Below are 15,572 nucleotides of genomic sequence, written 5' to 3'. Positions count from 1 at the left end.
TATTAATTAAATTAATGAGTATTGAAACTAGACTGGGGATTAGCGGTTAAGTTCACTGACTAAATGGTTAATTGCCATAAAATCAAACCCTGCTCAGTGGGTAGACCGAACAGGGTGATCAGTTTTATTTAGGCTAGTTTATTTAGGCTAAACGTTTCACTTGTGCCTCAATAATATCACCGTATACGGTATTATCATCACCGAAATAGACCATAGATGAAGCCAGCTTGCTGGCAAGAATCGCGTATTTCACCTTTTCAGGTAAGCGGTCAATCCGATCTTGGAACTGCGGCTCACGAATTAAGGCAGGCATATGCGCGAGGATCGCATTTTTATAGTTGGCTTGGGCCACCAATTCCGGGTTGGCTTGGAAATAAGCAAACATCCGTGCATAGTGACCATTAATTTCTTGGCTAACTTGGGTAGAAATATCGGTATAGGTGATTTTGCCACCCGTTTCGCGCTGCCGTTTAATCACGACCCGTGCTTCTTGCTCAGCCATGCGATTGAGAATAGTGATGACATCACTGACATATTGCTGCTTGTGCGCAAGAAACTCGGCTTCGCTTAAAGTCAGATTGGCGATAATTTCATAAGAGGAGGAAATTACTCCACATTTATTCGCTGAGGCATCGCGCATAATGACCACGCCCCGCTGCTGCAGAACCCGCCGTGCATCCGGGGTAATAAACGAATTTGCACCCTCCACAATCACTCTGGCTGTCGGTTGACCATCCGCTTTAAAGAATTGATCAACATTATGCATGGCAATCGTTTCAGGGCGTCCCCCTGCAGGAATAAAGAGATCTGTCTCAACCGTGAAGGTTAACTGATTAAAGATGCGGTTGAATTCATCGGTAGAGATCCATTGTTCCTCTAAACCCGCAGCGGTTTTTTCGAGCTTTTTATAGAGGTCACGCATGCCATCATGCTTTTTCTGGCTGCGATAGATAATAAAAGCTCCCTCATGTAAAGCTTGAGCATCAAAGGCATCCAAATCCGCTTGGAGGATGACTTTGCGAAGTGCAGTATGATCTAGACCAGCAGGGTCAAAAGCGGCGGCTGTACCATCGACAATCATACGGATTTGTACTTGCTGGCAACGTTCCAACAGTAAACGCAGACTATTGCCAGCCACATCACCATTTGGCCCACCGGTGATTTTGATACTGAAAGGATCAGTATGCATATTAATGCCGAGAGTGGCTTGCATCGTTACTTCCGCAAAGCGAATCACCCCGATTGAGGTAACACCGTATTCTTTATGATTAATCCCGACCTGTTTACTGGACATAATGCCCGCACCCAATAAATAACCGCGCTGCACAGCTAACTGAGCAATCAACTCAATCATGACATCATGCATGTTTTCATCAGGGCCCAGTTCGATGGGTTCATCTTCGCCATAATAGTCAACCACTCGTGGGTCTTTGGCCTTGCCATTGGCAGTCACATACAAATCGAGGAAGGCATTCGCAAACCCATATTGCAGCTTGTAAAGATATTGCAGCACGGTTGGTTTGGGTGTACCGGGGCGGGTGTTCAAAATCGAAACCATTTTCGAGCCACCCTCATAAATATCTTTATTTTTCAGGTGTTGTGTATGGGCTAACACATAGTTTTCGCGGAACAGCGTATTGGCACTATTGGTATAGTCATCATGACCTTGAGTCATTAAAGTACGCCAACCGCCGCGTGCAATATCCGAGAAGCCGATGTGATAACCCGAGCCGCTACGCCCTGCAAAAAACGTAATACGGAAAGGGCGTTCTTTAGGGAGATCAGCCGTGAAAGTTTCACCTAATTCTTCTAAGTACAGTGGATCAAGGCGGAAGGCTAGTGCATGTTTCTCATCGACGAAGAAATTAGTTTTTAAGCAATGGGTAATAAAGCTAATCGCACAACGGAAAATCACTCGGCGGGTTTCATCTAAGAAGCGTCGACCGGTATTAAACTGAGCAATTTTCGTTTGGCTGGTTTGCAAACTGTCCGCATATAGCGCCTCACGATTGGCAAGATTCGGCTTGAAGCGAGTGTGGAAGAGTTTAACGAGTTGCAGGCTAATATCGGGGTGCGCAAGAAAGGCACGTTGCACTACTTCAGGATCAAACTGATCCGGCTTATTATGCGCTAGATTGGTATGGCAAAAGGTGATCAGTGCTTTAATAAGAGTTGCATCTGTTCCATTCATTACCCCCGTGGTGACCAGTTCATTGAAGCTGGTGGAGTCGGAGGAAATAATTTGAGTGTTATATAACTCGTCTTGTAGAGCTTGGAAGAGGGGATTACCCGTTTCAAGTACAGCGCCATTGCGGGGTTGTACATAAAAAGTGGCTAGGAAGCTTGGGAAAATGCCATTGCTTAAAGTGATGGTGTAGGTGCGTTTGACACCGATATTTAAGCGCTTAAAGACTTCCACCACTTGCAGTAAAAAATCACGCTGCGGTGGATTGCTCACCCCAAAAAGAATGCGATGGGTCTCCCCATTAACGGCATTATCTATGGGATCAATTTCTAAATGAATACCGCCGTGTGCTTGGGTTTTTTGGTATAAATCCAGCACCCGCGCTAAGCGTTCGGGGTGAGAAACTTTCACATACTCTGGATTATTAATCCACAACAGTTTGATCAAAGCATCCAGTTGGCGGTTATCAAATTCGGGCGCATGAATCTTTAAGCTGGCTTCAATCGCCTCTTTAACTTCGGCAGGAGGTTGATGCTCGTTAGCAACTAAAGCTGCTGCGACTTCTGCATCAGCTAGGCTGGCATAATCAAAGCGCAAGACTTCCAAAAAGTAATCACTATTCGGTAAGCGTAAGAGCGAAGTATTAATTTCTGAATACGATAAATTATCGCGTTTTGGTAGAGAACTCAGGGTATTATAAATAGAGTTGGGAATGCCATTTTGAGCGACTAACATCCGCTCGGGACGATCCGCAAGACGAATATAGGGTAAGCGATGGATGCGATAGAGCGATTCGACTAAGACGGCTAAAGCATCGGGTTCGGTGCGGTTAAAGCTGAAAAAAAACGGATGCATGGCCTGTTGCAGCCACGCTAAATTGCTCGGCATCTGTTGGCAGCTGCTGGCTAGGCTAGTGTGGATTTGGTCAATAACTTGTTGTCCTGGATCTTTGTCCATGGTTACTCCTCCTGTGATGTGTGTTGCTTTAGTGTTTAAACATACGCCTATTTAGGGCGGAATGGCAGGTTTATCCTGATTAAAATACGCGGCGAAGCACCAAAAATGAGCGGTTGCTTGATCACCACCCCTAATGAGATTTTAAATGAAAAGCGTTTATTTGGCCTTTCGGGCGGCTGTGCTACATTTTCTCGATGATCCTGATAATGATCTTGAATCACCCCATCTCGAGTATTTCCCCGATGGAATTTTATTAACCCACCAAGGTTATATAGTCGAACTTGGAGCAGCTGAGCAGATGTTAGCGAGTTTGCCTGCAGATTGTGAACTTATTCACTATCCCGATCATTTACTGATTCCCGGATTAATTGACACCCATATTCACTATCCACAAACCGATATGATTGCTGCCTATGGCGAGCAACTATTGCAGTGGTTGGAGACTTATACCTTTCCTACTGAGCGCCAATTTGCGGATAAGGCTCATGCTCGTGAGGTTGCCGAGTTCTTTTTAGATGAATTACTCAGGAATGGCACGACCACCGCTTTAGTGTTTGGAACCGTACATCCAGCGTCAGTAGAGGCTTTCTTTGAAGCGGCGGAAGCACGTAATTTGCGGATGATCGCGGGCAAGGTATTAATGGATCGCCATTGCCCCGCTTATCTCCAAGACACACCAGAAACGGCTTATACCGATAGCAAAACTTTAATTGAAAAATGGCATGGGCGGGGGCGTTTATCTTATGCCGTCACTCCACGATTTGCACCGACTTCGAGCCGTGAACAGTTAGCTAAAGCCGGGGAGTTACTCACTGAATATCCAGATGTTTATCTGCACACGCATGTGGCCGAGAATCACGCTGAAGTGGCTTGGGTCGCCGATTTATTTCCAGAAAGTCGTAGCTACTTAGATGTCTATCAGCAATATGGTTTATTGCGCCCGCGTGCAGTGCTCGCGCATTGTATTCATTTAGATGCTGAGGATCGGGCATGTATGGCGACCACGGGTACAGCGGCTGTTTTTTGTCCATCTTCCAATCTATTTATCGGTAGTGGTTTATTTGATCTGCATTTAACCAAGGAGGCGGATGTACGAGTGGGCTTGGGGACGGATGTCGGTGGTGGTAATTATTTCAGCCTGCTGCGGGGTATAAATGACGCCTACAAAATTACTCAATTACTTGGGAAAAAACTTTCAGCGTTTCAGGCTTTGTATCTAGCGACTTTAGGTGGAGCGAAAGCGCTGTATCTGGACGATAAAATTGGCAATTTTGCAGTGGGCAAAGAAGCTGATTTTGTGGTCTTAAACTTAAAAGCGACCCCTTTATTAACGCGGCGTTTGCAACACTGTCAGAGCTTGCATGATCAATTATTTGCAATTTTAATGCTCGGCGATGATCGTCTGGTGACTGCTAGCTATGTGATGGGCAAGGCGGCTTTTAAGGTTTAGCAGGTGGTTAAGACTAGCTGCGGCGGTCTTGACTCTGTTTGGGAGTAGCTTTCTGGGTATTTTAGTACCCGTTCGGTGAATTCGATCATGTCGTTGAGGTAGAAAAGCCATTCATGATTGGATACGGTTGCTTTAACAGTGAGCGACTTGCGTTTAACAAGCCCGCAAAATTTTGAAAGAAATGCAGCTTGAGGGTGTGTTGGGCGGTGTTTGGCACGGAGCATAGCACACGTCCAGTGCGAACCGTGCGTAGTTGGGTGCGATTGAAATGAAAGAGCGCACCCAAACTTGGTACATCGCTGTCAGTTGGCGTTGTGCTAAAATTACAGCGTTGTTGTTAAGGCTGCACGTAATTCGGCATAGGCAATCAGGTGGGTGCAAGTCTGTTCCGCTTGCTCAACCGCTGCATGGACTGCTTCTGAACCGTTTTCTTCCATATACAATTTCAGCCACGCAGAAGTGTCGAGGTAGAGCAGCGGGATGTTCATGCACGGTCTTCCAACAGCAAATCACTCAACGGCACGCCTTCGGTTAAGCGGATACGCTGCGCGGCTGGCAAGCCCAGTTTTTTGCCAGCTTGTCCACGCCGTACCCACGCTAATTTATCCAGTGGTTGTGAAGCGCGAAGTTGCAAGTTGGGTGCTAAGCGCGTCAAGCGTGCCACCGGATTGCCGTGGGTAGTGACAATGATTTCTTCGCCTGCTTGGGCGTATTTCAGGTATTCAGAAAAGCGGTTTTTGAGTTCGTGGACAGCAACGTGCATAAATGCTGCCTTATTTGTGGCTACATTTCTCCATTGTAGACACGGTTTGAGGTATTTACACGATCAAAAAACGGGAAGATGTTACTCGCCAATCTACCCCATCAGCTTGATAACCCACTCCTCCCGCTCCTCCACCGTCGGGAGTTTAATCTCAAACCGCAACTTATCTTGTCCATCCAGCTTAAACACCCACGGGCGTTTCTGGATCAGCGTAATCACCTTCATCGGATCAATATTCGGCTTGTCGTCGAAGAGTATCCGCCTGCCCTTGACGTGCATATCCAGCTTGCGGATGCCCAGTTCCTGCACCAGCAGCTTGACCCGCGTGACGCTGAACGGCGTCTTGGTCGGCTCTGGCAGCAGCCCGAAGCAGTCGATCATTTCCACCCGCAATTCGTCCAAAGCCGCCTGCGATTCCGCGCTGGCAATGCGTTTGTAGAGGATCAGCCGCGCATGGACATCCGGCAAATAATCGTCCGGGATCAGCGCAGGCGCACCCAATTCCACCGTGATACGGCGGCATTGTAGGGGCGAATAATCATTCGCCCCTACGTCACCATCCGCCGCTGCTTTGAGGAATTTCACCGCCCGTTCCAGCAAGTCGTTGTAGAGGTTGAAACCGATTTCCTGAATCTGCCCGCTTTGCCCTTCGCCGAGCAATTCGCCCGCGCCGCGAATCTCCAGATCGTGCGTTGCCAGCGTGAAACAGAATCCTAATTCTTCCAACGATTCAATCGCTTCCAGCCGCTTGACTGCATCCGGCGTGAGCGTGGTGGTGCGAACACCCGACCCGCCCGCGCAACTGGTGCAATTGCGCCAGCCCCAGTTTGTCGGCACGGTTGATCAAAATCGTGTTGGCGGTCGGCACGTCAATGCCGCTTTCAATGATGGTAGTGGCAATCAGAATCTGGAAACGCTGGTGGTAAAAATCGCTCATGATATTTTCCAGCTCGTGCGCCCGCATCTGCCCGTGGGCATGGCGCACCGTCACACCGGGCAACATCGCACTTTTGTTCCCTGTTGATCACCGCCTGTGAAACGGCAGGATTGACACAATCTGATGTTGCTTCCCGTTTAGCGCGTCCGCAGTCCTTTGTTTCCAAATACGAAAGCGGTGAACGCCGTCTGGATGTGTTGGAATTCCTGCAAATTTGTCAGGTGCTGAAGGCTGATGCGCAAGCTATCCTGAACGCAGTGCAGTTGAGGATGGGTGCATGAATACGCAGCAAATCCTCGCACTGGCAACCCAGCACATGCAGGCATTGAACGGTCATTGTTTTGATGTGCTGGAACTGGCAAAGCCCGCTTCACCGGAAGCGGCGGCGAATCTCGCCAAGATTATTTCCAAGCTGTCGCCGTTGGTGGGCAATCTGATTGAGTTCAACACCTGTGAATACCTGAACAAGCAAAGCAGCTTCGCCGGGTTTGGCAAATGGCGGCGGCAAGACCCCGGTTTTCCTGACACGGTGTTTGACGGGCAAGTCAGCCCAATGCCGGGGCTGGAAATCAAGGCGTGGTTTCCATTGGCGACGGAGATTACCGCCCGTTTCAAGGATAGCCAGAACCACTTTACCCATGACCAAACCCATGTCGCCATGCTCGCGTGGTTGCCGGAGTTTTTGATTTTCGGTAAGCCCAAAATCGTGGGTATTGCAGTGATTCCGGGTGGTTCTATCGCCAAAGCGCGGGATGAGCATTACCACAAAGCACCGGATTATTTGGTGCTAGAGCCGGAAGATACCTCGGCGCGGACATCCAACTTGCAGCAAACCAATACCAACGGTTACAAGTTCCAAGGCACTGCCGCGCAGTATGTTCTGGCACAACAAATGGTGCAAAATTGGGGGCCTGGTGGTGCGGCTTATTTGCCGACCCGTGAATATCAAGCTTTGTTGCGGGCATTGTTGGCACAGTTTCCGTACCGTTTGGATACCAACTTTGCCAAACTTGACCGCATTGCTCACCCGGCTATTGAGTGTTTCAAGGCGGAAGTTTATGCGGCTGAATTTCAGGGGTGCACGGTTGGGGAGTGGAATCGCTTGCTTGCCAAGGGCGACGCTGCCAGCATCAGTGCGATACTGGCAGCGCAACTCGATATCCAGCCCAATGGCAACGTGGTGCGCTGATGCTTAAAACAGGGTGGATTGGCGCGGCATGAAGCGTTCCAAACCAAGCTGGAAATAAGTCGGGTCGATTTCTCCGGCAAAGGCTTTGCGTCCGGCGCGTTTTGCTGCCAATGACGCTGAAAACAATCCGCCGAACGGTTCCCACACTACGTCGCCTACGTCGCTGGCGGCTTCAATGATCATCCCCATCAAGTCCAGTGGTTTTTGGTTGAGGTGGGCAGCTTTGCCGCTGATTTCGGGGACGCGGATGCGTTCTGCGCCTTTGAGGGGATTGCGTTCCCAGACGTTGGTGAAACCCATTGGGCAGTGGAATTTGCTGCGTTGGCTTGCCCATTCGTCGGCGGTCATCGGGCGTATGCCGTCGCGGGAGAAGTAGGGGCGACCTGCCGGATTGCCGTGCTGGTTGGCGTAAGTGGCCATTTTGGCAAAGGTTTCCGGCGGTGGCGGATACCAGAGGTGGCCTTGGTCGAGGTATTTGCGGGTGGCTACGTCCTTGACTTCGCAGGCGGTGTTGGCTTGGCGCAGGGTCAATCCGGTGCGTTTCCATTCGCGGTAGAGCCATTGCTGCAAACTGAGGTTGTCGAGCCGTGCTTCAAATACGTATTGGACGCACATTTCGGTGACGACGGGGAAGCGGCGGATTTTGGCGGTGTTGACGTTGCCTGCGATGTGGGCTTTGCCTTTGTTCCAGACATTGGCGTTGACGTAACGCCAGCCGTGGCGTTCCAGCATGGGGTGGACGCTTGCCCAGCCGATTTCGGAGTTCCAAAACCAGAGGGTGGTTTGTGCGGTGGCGTGTTGGCTCCATGCCTGAATGTGCGGTTCGTACCATGCGGCGATGCCGAGGTGGTCGGAGGTGTCGCCTTCAAAGCCGAGGATGCCATACGCGCCGTCGGAAACGATGACGGTTGGGGTGTCCCATTGGGCGTAGTGGTTGAGGCTGTCGCCGAGATGGAGGCTGACTTGCCCGTCTGTCCAGTGCGTGTGGGTGGGAAGGCTGTCGAGGGTGACAGCTTTGCCGCGCCCGACCGTGCCGGGGGATGGGGTGTTCTTTGCCTTGAGTGCTACCGATGCAGACATAAACCAACGCCAAAAATCTTGTTGGGGGTAGGATAACATAGGGTGGGTGTCGCAGGGGAGAACGGCGACTTGTCGTATCCCTCAAGTAAAGCACCCTACAATCAATGGCTTATGATTTTTGTCGTGTACAGAGGTCTGTTCTTTCTGTTGGGCAATCATTTTACTTTCCAAAAAGTCAATTGTATTTTAAGTATTTAATATTTAATAAATTAAACTTTTTATTGATCTCTAACTAACTAATTTACAAGACTTCTATTTTTGAATTTAGAATTTTATTATTTCTATACGTGATAAAGAGTTAATGAGATGTAAGTCATTGATCTTGAAAAATTAATTTGCATAGTTATTGTTAATTAACCCCTAAGTCCCCCATCAACTTCACCACCCATTCCTCTCGTTCTTGCACGGTTGCCAATTCCACCTCAAACCGCAATTTATCTTGTCCGTCCAATTTAAACATCCACGGCCGTTTTTGAATGAGTTGAATCACTTTCAGGGGGTCAATATTCGGCTTAGTATCGAAAATAATGCGCCCACCTTTAGTGTTCATATCTAATTTACGTACCCCTAAGGCTTGGGCGACTAATTTCACTCGCGTCACGCTAAATAAGGTTTTGACGGGTTCGGGTAATAGACCAAAGCGGTCAATCATTTCGACACGCAGTTCATCTAAGGCTGCTTGATGGGCAGCACTGGCAATACGTTTATAAAGAATCAAGCGGCTATGGACATCCGCTAAATAATCATCAGGAATTAAAGCAGGTGCGCCCAGTTCAACGGTTGTTCGACTGTGCGTGCGTGGATCAAGATCGGGTATTTTGCCGGATTTGAGGGCTTTTACTGCGCGCTCTAGCAAATCATTATAGAGATTAAAGCCGATTTCCTGAATCTGCCCACTTTGATCTTCACCTAGCAATTCACCCGCCCCGCGAATTTCTAAATCGTGAGTGGCCAGCGTAAAACCCACCCCTAACTCTTCCAGTGATTCAATAGCTTCCAAACGTTTAACAGCATCTTGGGTTAATAATTTTTTGGGGGGCGTAATCAAGTAAGCATAAGCGCGATGATGCGAACGCCCGACCCGCCCGCGTAATTGATGGAGCTGAGCCAAACCAAGCTTGTCGGCACGATTGATAATGATTGTATTCGCCGTGGGTACGTCGATGCCGCTTTCAATAATGGTGGTGGCTACCAGAATCTGAAAGCGTTGATGATAAAAGTCGCTCATCAGGCTTTCGAGTTCACGTTCACGCATTTGTCCGTGGGCAAAGCGCACTTCGACATTGGGCAACAGTTCACTCAGTTCTGCAGTGATTTTCCCAATGGTTTTAACTTCATTGTGTAAGACATAAGCTTGGCCGCCCCGTGCTAGTTCCCGTGCACAGGCCTCTTGAATCGTGGTTTTATTCCATTCAGTGACGAAAGTTTTAATCGCATGGCGTTGGGTGGGCGGTGTAGCAATAATCGACAAATCCCGCAAACCTGACAAAGACATATTCAAAGTTCGTGGGATCGGGGTGGCGGTCATGGTGAGCATATCAACATTCGCCCGCAGCTTTTTCATCTGCTCTTTATCACGCACGCCAAAACGATGTTCTTCGTCGATGATCACCAGCCCTAAGTTTTTAAAGACTACATCCGACTGCAACAGTTTGTGCGTACCGATCACAATATCAATCGTACCAGCAGCTAAGGCATCGAGTGCTTTGCTAGCTTCTTTACTGGTTTTAAAACGGGAGAGTGACTCAATCCGAAACGGCCAATCGGCAAAGCGGTCACGGAAGTTATTTAAATGTTGCTCCACTAAGAGCGTGGTGGGGGCGATCATCGCCACTTGTTTGCCTGCATTGGCAGCGACAAAGGCGGCGCGCATGGCAACTTCGGTTTTACCAAAGCCGACATCACCACAAACGACCCGATCCATCGGTTGGGCAGAGCGCATATCGTTGATGACATTCTCAATCGCGAGAGCTTGGTCGGGGGTTTCCTCAAAAGGAAAAGCGCCTGCAAATAAGCGATAGTCAGACTCATCGAAGGGAAAGCTGTGACCTCGTTGGGCGGCGCGTCGAGCATGAATATCTAAGAGTTCAGCAGCGACATCCCGCGCTTTTTCAGCGGCTTTACTGCGGGCTTTTTCCCAGTGGTCAGTACCGAGTTTATGCAAGGGTGCATGATCAGGATCAGCTCCGGTGTAGCGACTGACTAAATGTAAGGAGGCGACAGGAACATATAAACGATCATTATTCGCATATTCGATCAATAAGTATTCTGCTTCAATACCTCCCGCTGTTACCCGCTGTAAACCTAAATAGCGCCCGACGCCGTGTTCTTCATGTACAACGGGTGCGCCTTCATTCAGATCGGTGAGATTGCGGACAATGGCATCTGCATCGCGGGTAGTTTTCTTGCGACGGCGCTGTTGCTGAATTTGCACGCCATGCAATAGATTTTCAGGAATCACTGCGAGGCGAGCATCCGGTAACCACAGACCTTGTTCTAAGGGAGCAACAGTCACTGCCATTGCCGTTGTGCTGTGGATGAAGGCTTGCCAGCTTTCTACGGGGGATACCGCAAGGTTTTGAGCACTAAGCAACTCCATCAAAGCCTCACGCCGCCCAGCAGATTCGGCAGTGAACAGAACGCGGCCTTTTAAATCCTTCAGAAATTGGAGTAATAAAAAGAGCGGCTGTTCATGCCGTGGATGAAGCAGGAGTGAGGGAAGGGCTGCGGTAGAATAGTTATGACCTTCCGCCTCTAGTTTGAAGCTTTGGACCTCAATACAGCGGTATTCACGCAAAAAGCTATTGAGCAGCTCAGCCTTAAGAAATAATTTTTCAGGCAGGAGTAATGGACGCTCAAGATCATGCCGCCGCTGTTCATAGCGATGTGCTAACGACTGCCAAAACTGCTCAATCGCCGTTGGAATGCCTGCCTCGAGGATTAATAAGGTTTTCGCAGGTAGATAATCGAAGAGGGTCGCTGTGTTTTCAAAAAATAGTGGCAAATAGTATTCAATACCTGCTGGCGGTTTGCCGTGACTGACCGCTTCATAAATGCGACTACGCTGCAAATCCCCGTCGACTTGCTGACGATAATTAGAGCGGAACAGCTTAATCCCTGCCTCATCGAGGGGATACTCGCGAGCAGGTAGGAGTTCTACTTGTTTAAAAGTATCAGCAGTACGCTGAGTTTCAGTCGAAAAACTACGGATGGAATCAATTTCGTCATCAAACAAGTCAATGCGATAGGGCAATGTGCTGCCCATAGGAAACAAATCGACTAAAGCTCCACGGCTAGCATATTCACCGTGTTGCATTACTTGGCTGACCTGTTGATAACCCGCTTTATCTAAATGCTGACGAAAGCTATCAAGGTCTAGCTTCACGCCTGCTTTCAGCAAGAGACTATGACTTTGCACATAATGGGTAGGTGCTAAGCGTTGCAGTAAGGTAGCGATGGGGACAATCAAAATGCCTTGCTGCAAGGTTGGTAAGCGCGCCAGCATCTTTAAGCGTTCAGAAATAATATCTTCATGAGGAGAAAAAATGTCGTAAGGCAGGGTTTCCCAATCAGGAAAGATATGAATCGCTAATTCGGGAGCAAAAAAGCGTAACGCAGCTTCCATCCGATACGCATGATGGGTATCGCTAGTGACTAATAGGATTAAGCCTTTATATTCACTAGCCGTGTGGGCAATCAAAGCCTCAGCAGCATTACCATAGAGCTGCCCCCAACGTAGGCTACCTTGCTTTGGGGGTGGATAAACAGGTTGTAAGGCTTGGAAAGAAGAGGCTGTGCTTGCTACGGCCATAATACGCTTGTGGGGTAATCAGAAATGCGGGCATTGTACCTGAAACTAGCAATACGATGCATAGCATGTATTGCTAGTAAGGGTTAATGGTATTGCTTAGCGGGTGATCGTTTGGGATGGTGTACTGCTAAAAGTATTGATGCGTTGTTTTACGGTATCAATCTGCTCACGGGTCAGCAATTCCATCACAGAGTCACGGGACTCAATCGCATGTTTTTGGCCTTGGGCTGCAGCTAACGAGAGCCAATAAGCTGCCTCCATTAAGTTTTTCTCAACACCGACACCATTGGCTAAATAAGCACCTAAGCCATATTGAGCTAAGGGGTGATTGGATTGAGCCGCTTTTTTAATCCAATGTACGGATCTTTCATGGCTGATTTCCACGCCTTGGCCTTTAGCAAACATCAAAGATAATTGATATTGTGCCTCGGCATAGCCACTTTCCGCAGCATTCATATACAACTGCAGGGCTTTTGCATAATCAACGCCTAAAAATTTACCCGTAGTGAGCATATTGCCGAGCATAGTTTGTGCTGCTGGATTGCCATTTTTTGCAGCCGTTTGAATGAGTTCCAAACCTTTATGGGTATCTTGCTCAGTCCCCACGCCGAAAAGATATTTATTCCCTAAATTAAACTGTGCTCCGGCTTCATTTTGGGCAGCTGCTTTTTGATACCATTCAATCGCCAGTTTTAAATCCTGCCCAACGCCAGCCCCTTGCTCATACATCAGACCGGTATTGAATTGAGCGGCTGGATCACCGTGTTGAGCGGCCTTTTGAAACCAATTAAAGGCTTGTTGGTGATCGGGTTCAACGCCTGCACCTTTTAAGTATTTGACACCTAGTACATATTCAGAGCCACGATGCCCATTATGTGCGGCTTTGGTGAGCCAACTAAAGCTTTGCTCAACGAGGTTTGTATTTTGTTTTGCTTCTTTTTCTAGCAGCATCGCTAAGCTGTATTGAGCTTCACCATTATCTTGCTGTGCCGCTTGCTCTAACCAATATAAGCCTTGTTGGGGGTTATAAACGGGTGTGCCTTCTCGCAGTAAGAGCACACTCAGATTAAATTGTGATTCTAAATGCCCTTGTTTAGCTGCTTTTTCATAGAAATCGGCGGCTTTGAAGTAGTCACGCTCAATTTCATCAATTCCATATTCATAATAAAAGCCTAACTGATAGAGCGCAGGTAAATATTGTTGCGCTGCAGCTAGTTTTAGCCATTTTAAGCCGGTCGAAAAATCCGTTTTAGTATTTTGTCCTTCGATCAAGCGAATTGCGGTTTCAAATTGTTCGGCTGGATTGTATAGTGACCCTAGTTCGGGTGTTTGGTTGGCTTTCAGAGAGTGCATAGCCAAAGCACTCAGGCAAGCCAAGCCCAAGGTAAAAAAAAGTTTCTGAGGTTTCTTATTGTACATGGTTAAGCCCTAGGTTGAGGATCTGAGTATCTATATGCTTGGCATATTTAAGTAGCTGAAAACTGAAGCAAATACCCCTTCAAACTGATTTCACATAAAGCATATCATAAGTCTATTCGATAAATGTACAAAATCTGGTGAATAACCATTCAGTCAGTGTTAAGTTTTGTAAGAAGGAGCTAGACGAGCTTGAAGGAACAAATAATTGATTTAAAAGGTGAAATGTCTCTTCTGACGGTATTGGTTCTGTACACCACGCAGATACAAGCTATCCGTGAGGCATTAGAGGAAAAAAAACAACAAGCCAGCCACTTTCTCGTAAGAAGCCCGATTATCATTGATTGTCAACTGTTGGGTGAGCGTAGCCTTGAGCTTGAGTTTGCTGAGCTTAAAATACTCATGACTCAAGTGGGATTTGTACCTGTTGGTTTACGTAATTTATGGGAAGCAGCGGAAGCACTCGCTATTGATGCAGGTTGGGCTTTATTACGCCCTAGCAAGCAACAAGTAACGCCCAATACACCCCCTCCAACCGAAATAACTTTAGAGCAAGAACCATCTGAGGCTGTGCAGCGACTCTTAGTGTTAGATCGTCCTGTGCGCTCTGGTCAGCAAGTTTATTGCCCGCATGGCGATATTGTTGTCTTGCAGCACACGAGTGCAGGATCTGAGTTGCTCGCAGGCGGTTCAGTGCATGTGTATGGCGCTTTACGTGGGCGCGTCTTAGCCGGTGTGCAGGGCGATACTCAAGCAAGAATTTTCTGTGAGCGCTTAGAAGCGGAGCTAATTGCGATTGCAGGACGTTATCGTCTATTAGACGACATTGAATCGAATCTAAAAGGTCAAGCCGTGATGATCTATTTAGAGCAAGAAAAATTGAAAATTGTCCCGATCTAATTGGCAGAATTTGGGTTTGGCTTTATAGTCCGGCGGTACTAAATGGCTTGGTCGATCAAGGAGTAAGAAATTGAGCAGGATTGTTGTTGTAACTTCTGGCAAAGGGGGCGTTGGTAAAACTACAACGAGCGCCGCATTCGCAACTGGACTTGCATTAAAGGGTTACAAAACAGCTGTAATCGATTTCGACGTGGGTTTGCGTAATCTCGATTTGATTATGGGTTGTGAACGGCGTGTGGTGTATGACTTCATTAATGTGATTAGTGGTGAAGCTAATCTTAAGCAAGCTTTAATTAAAGACAAACGCAGTGATAATCTATTTATTCTGCCGGCCTCCCAAACTCGAGATAAAGATGCCCTCACTCAAGAGGGGGTAGAGCGAGTCTTAAAAGATTTAACTGAGGATGGCTTTGATTTTATTGTCTGTGATTCACCCGCTGGGATTGAGCGTGGCGCTGCTTTAGCCATGTATTTCGCAGATGATGCTGTCATTGTGACCAATCCCGAGGTTTCATCGGTGCGTGACTCGGATCGAATTTTGGGTTTATTACAAAGCCGTACTCGTAAAGCTGAGCGTGGTGAAAGTATTCGTGAGCATTTATTGATTACTCGCTATTCACCCGCTCGGGTGGCCAGTGGCGATATGCTGGCGATGGAGGATATTTTAGAGATTTTGGCAGTGCCTTTGATTGGGGTGATTCCAGAGTCTGGTTCAGTATTACAAGCGTCTAATAGTGGCGTGCCGGTTATTTTGGATAAGGAAAGTACTGCAGGCCAAGCTTACGATGATTTCGTAAGGCGTTTCTTGGGTGAAACTGTGCCACATCGTTTTCTCGAAGTTGAGAAAAAAGGACTTTTTAAACGACTGTTCGGAGGCTAACTCT

General features: G+C 47.9%; 11 protein-coding genes and 1 pseudogene. 5 read left to right on the top strand and 7 right to left on the bottom strand.

Features of this window, described 5'->3' with window-relative positions; all coding sequences use genetic code 11:
- Nucleotides 1-142 precede the first annotated feature (142 nt).
- A complete protein-coding gene (locus B5D50_RS11200) occupies nt 143-3,142 on the bottom strand; it encodes an NAD-glutamate dehydrogenase domain-containing protein (RefSeq protein ID WP_078922734.1) in 3,000 nt (999 codons plus the stop codon).
- A gap of 145 nt (nt 3,143-3,287) precedes the next feature.
- Between B5D50_RS11200 and guaD the strand changes: the two genes are divergently transcribed.
- A complete protein-coding gene (gene guaD / locus B5D50_RS11195) occupies nt 3,288-4,592 on the top strand; it encodes a guanine deaminase (protein ID WP_078922733.1) in 1,305 nt (434 codons plus the stop codon).
- Nucleotides 4,593-4,915: 323 nt separating this feature from the next.
- Here guaD and B5D50_RS20115 read toward each other — a convergent pair whose 3' ends face one another.
- From B5D50_RS20115 to B5D50_RS11185, 3 genes and pseudogenes are all read right to left on the bottom strand, one after another.
- On the bottom strand, nt 4,916-5,080 hold the full coding sequence (locus B5D50_RS20115) for a PIN domain-containing protein (RefSeq protein ID WP_143594341.1): 165 nt from the start codon (nt 5,078-5,080) through the stop codon (nt 4,916-4,918).
- A complete protein-coding gene (locus tag B5D50_RS11190) occupies nt 5,077-5,355 on the bottom strand; it encodes a type II toxin-antitoxin system Phd/YefM family antitoxin (protein ID WP_078922732.1) in 279 nt (92 codons plus the stop codon). Before B5D50_RS11190 ends, B5D50_RS20115 begins: the two co-directional genes overlap by 4 nt.
- Before the next feature lie 93 nt (nt 5,356-5,448).
- Nucleotides 5,449-6,358, bottom strand: a pseudogene (locus B5D50_RS11185) (TRCF domain-containing protein); the annotation flags it as partial.
- A gap of 17 nt (nt 6,359-6,375) precedes the next feature.
- On the opposite strand from B5D50_RS11185, the gene B5D50_RS11180 reads away from it, so the two are divergent.
- Complete coding sequence (locus B5D50_RS11180) at nt 6,376-6,573, top strand: helix-turn-helix domain-containing protein (protein WP_268807813.1); 198 nt, start codon at nt 6,376-6,378, stop codon at nt 6,571-6,573.
- Entirely contained in the window at nt 6,570-7,481 is a 912-nt protein-coding gene (locus B5D50_RS11175; protein WP_078922730.1) for a hypothetical protein, read from the top strand. Before B5D50_RS11180 ends, B5D50_RS11175 begins: the two co-directional genes overlap by 4 nt.
- 3 nt (nt 7,482-7,484) lie before the next feature.
- Here B5D50_RS11175 and B5D50_RS11170 read toward each other — a convergent pair whose 3' ends face one another.
- The 3 genes from B5D50_RS11170 to B5D50_RS11160 all read right to left on the bottom strand — a co-directional run bounded on the left by B5D50_RS11170 (nt 7,485) and on the right by B5D50_RS11160 (nt 13,725).
- Nucleotides 7,485-8,561, bottom strand: coding sequence for a DNA methyltransferase (locus B5D50_RS11170; protein ID WP_078922729.1), 1,077 nt, complete (start codon nt 8,559-8,561; stop codon nt 7,485-7,487).
- A 349-nt stretch (nt 8,562-8,910) separates the two neighbouring features.
- Complete coding sequence (mfd, locus tag B5D50_RS11165) at nt 8,911-12,372, bottom strand: transcription-repair coupling factor (RefSeq protein ID WP_078922728.1); 3,462 nt, start codon at nt 12,370-12,372, stop codon at nt 8,911-8,913.
- 96 nt (nt 12,373-12,468) lie between these two features.
- Nucleotides 12,469-13,725: a tetratricopeptide repeat protein gene (locus B5D50_RS11160; RefSeq protein ID WP_159448621.1), complete on the bottom strand. Its 1,257-nt coding sequence runs from the start codon at nt 13,723-13,725 to the stop codon at nt 12,469-12,471.
- A gap of 255 nt (nt 13,726-13,980) precedes the next feature.
- Here B5D50_RS11160 and minC point away from each other — a divergent pair, with 255 nt between their 5' ends.
- On the top strand, nt 13,981-14,688 hold the full coding sequence (gene minC / locus B5D50_RS11155; protein WP_234975859.1) for a septum site-determining protein MinC: 708 nt from the start codon (nt 13,981-13,983) through the stop codon (nt 14,686-14,688).
- Nucleotides 14,689-14,758: 70 nt separating this feature from the next.
- Nucleotides 14,759-15,568 (top strand): septum site-determining protein MinD, encoded by an 810-nt coding sequence (gene minD / locus B5D50_RS11150; protein WP_078922726.1) that lies wholly within the window; start codon nt 14,759-14,761, stop codon nt 15,566-15,568.
- The last annotated feature ends 4 nt before the right edge of the window (nt 15,569-15,572 follow it).

This window comes from Thiothrix eikelboomii (assembly GCF_900167255.1).
Taxonomy (GTDB): domain Bacteria; phylum Pseudomonadota; class Gammaproteobacteria; order Thiotrichales; family Thiotrichaceae; genus Thiolinea; species Thiolinea eikelboomii.
The sequence above is the reverse complement of the archived record's forward strand: the minus strand, read 5'-3'. Positions and strand labels throughout refer to the sequence as shown.

Excerpts from the sequence above, each read along its gene's own strand:
- guaD (WP_078922733.1), top strand. The coding sequence starts at position 3,288 with ATGAAAAGCGTTTATTTGGCCTTTCGGGCGGCTGTGCTACATTTTCTC.
- B5D50_RS11200 (WP_078922734.1), bottom strand. The coding sequence starts at position 3,142 with ATGGACAAAGATCCAGGACAACAAGTTATTGACCAAATCCACACTAGC.
- mfd (WP_078922728.1), bottom strand. The coding sequence starts at position 12,372 with ATGGCCGTAGCAAGCACAGCCTCTTCTTTCCAAGCCTTACAACCTGTT.
- B5D50_RS20115 (WP_143594341.1), bottom strand. The coding sequence starts at position 5,080 with ATGAACATCCCGCTGCTCTACCTCGACACTTCTGCGTGGCTGAAATTG.
- B5D50_RS11175 (WP_078922730.1), top strand. The coding sequence starts at position 6,570 with ATGAATACGCAGCAAATCCTCGCACTGGCAACCCAGCACATGCAGGCA.
- B5D50_RS11160 (WP_159448621.1), bottom strand. The coding sequence starts at position 13,725 with ATGCACTCTCTGAAAGCCAACCAAACACCCGAACTAGGGTCACTATAC.
- B5D50_RS11190 (WP_078922732.1), bottom strand. The coding sequence starts at position 5,355 with ATGCACGTTGCTGTCCACGAACTCAAAAACCGCTTTTCTGAATACCTG.
- B5D50_RS11170 (WP_078922729.1), bottom strand. The coding sequence starts at position 8,561 with ATGTCTGCATCGGTAGCACTCAAGGCAAAGAACACCCCATCCCCCGGC.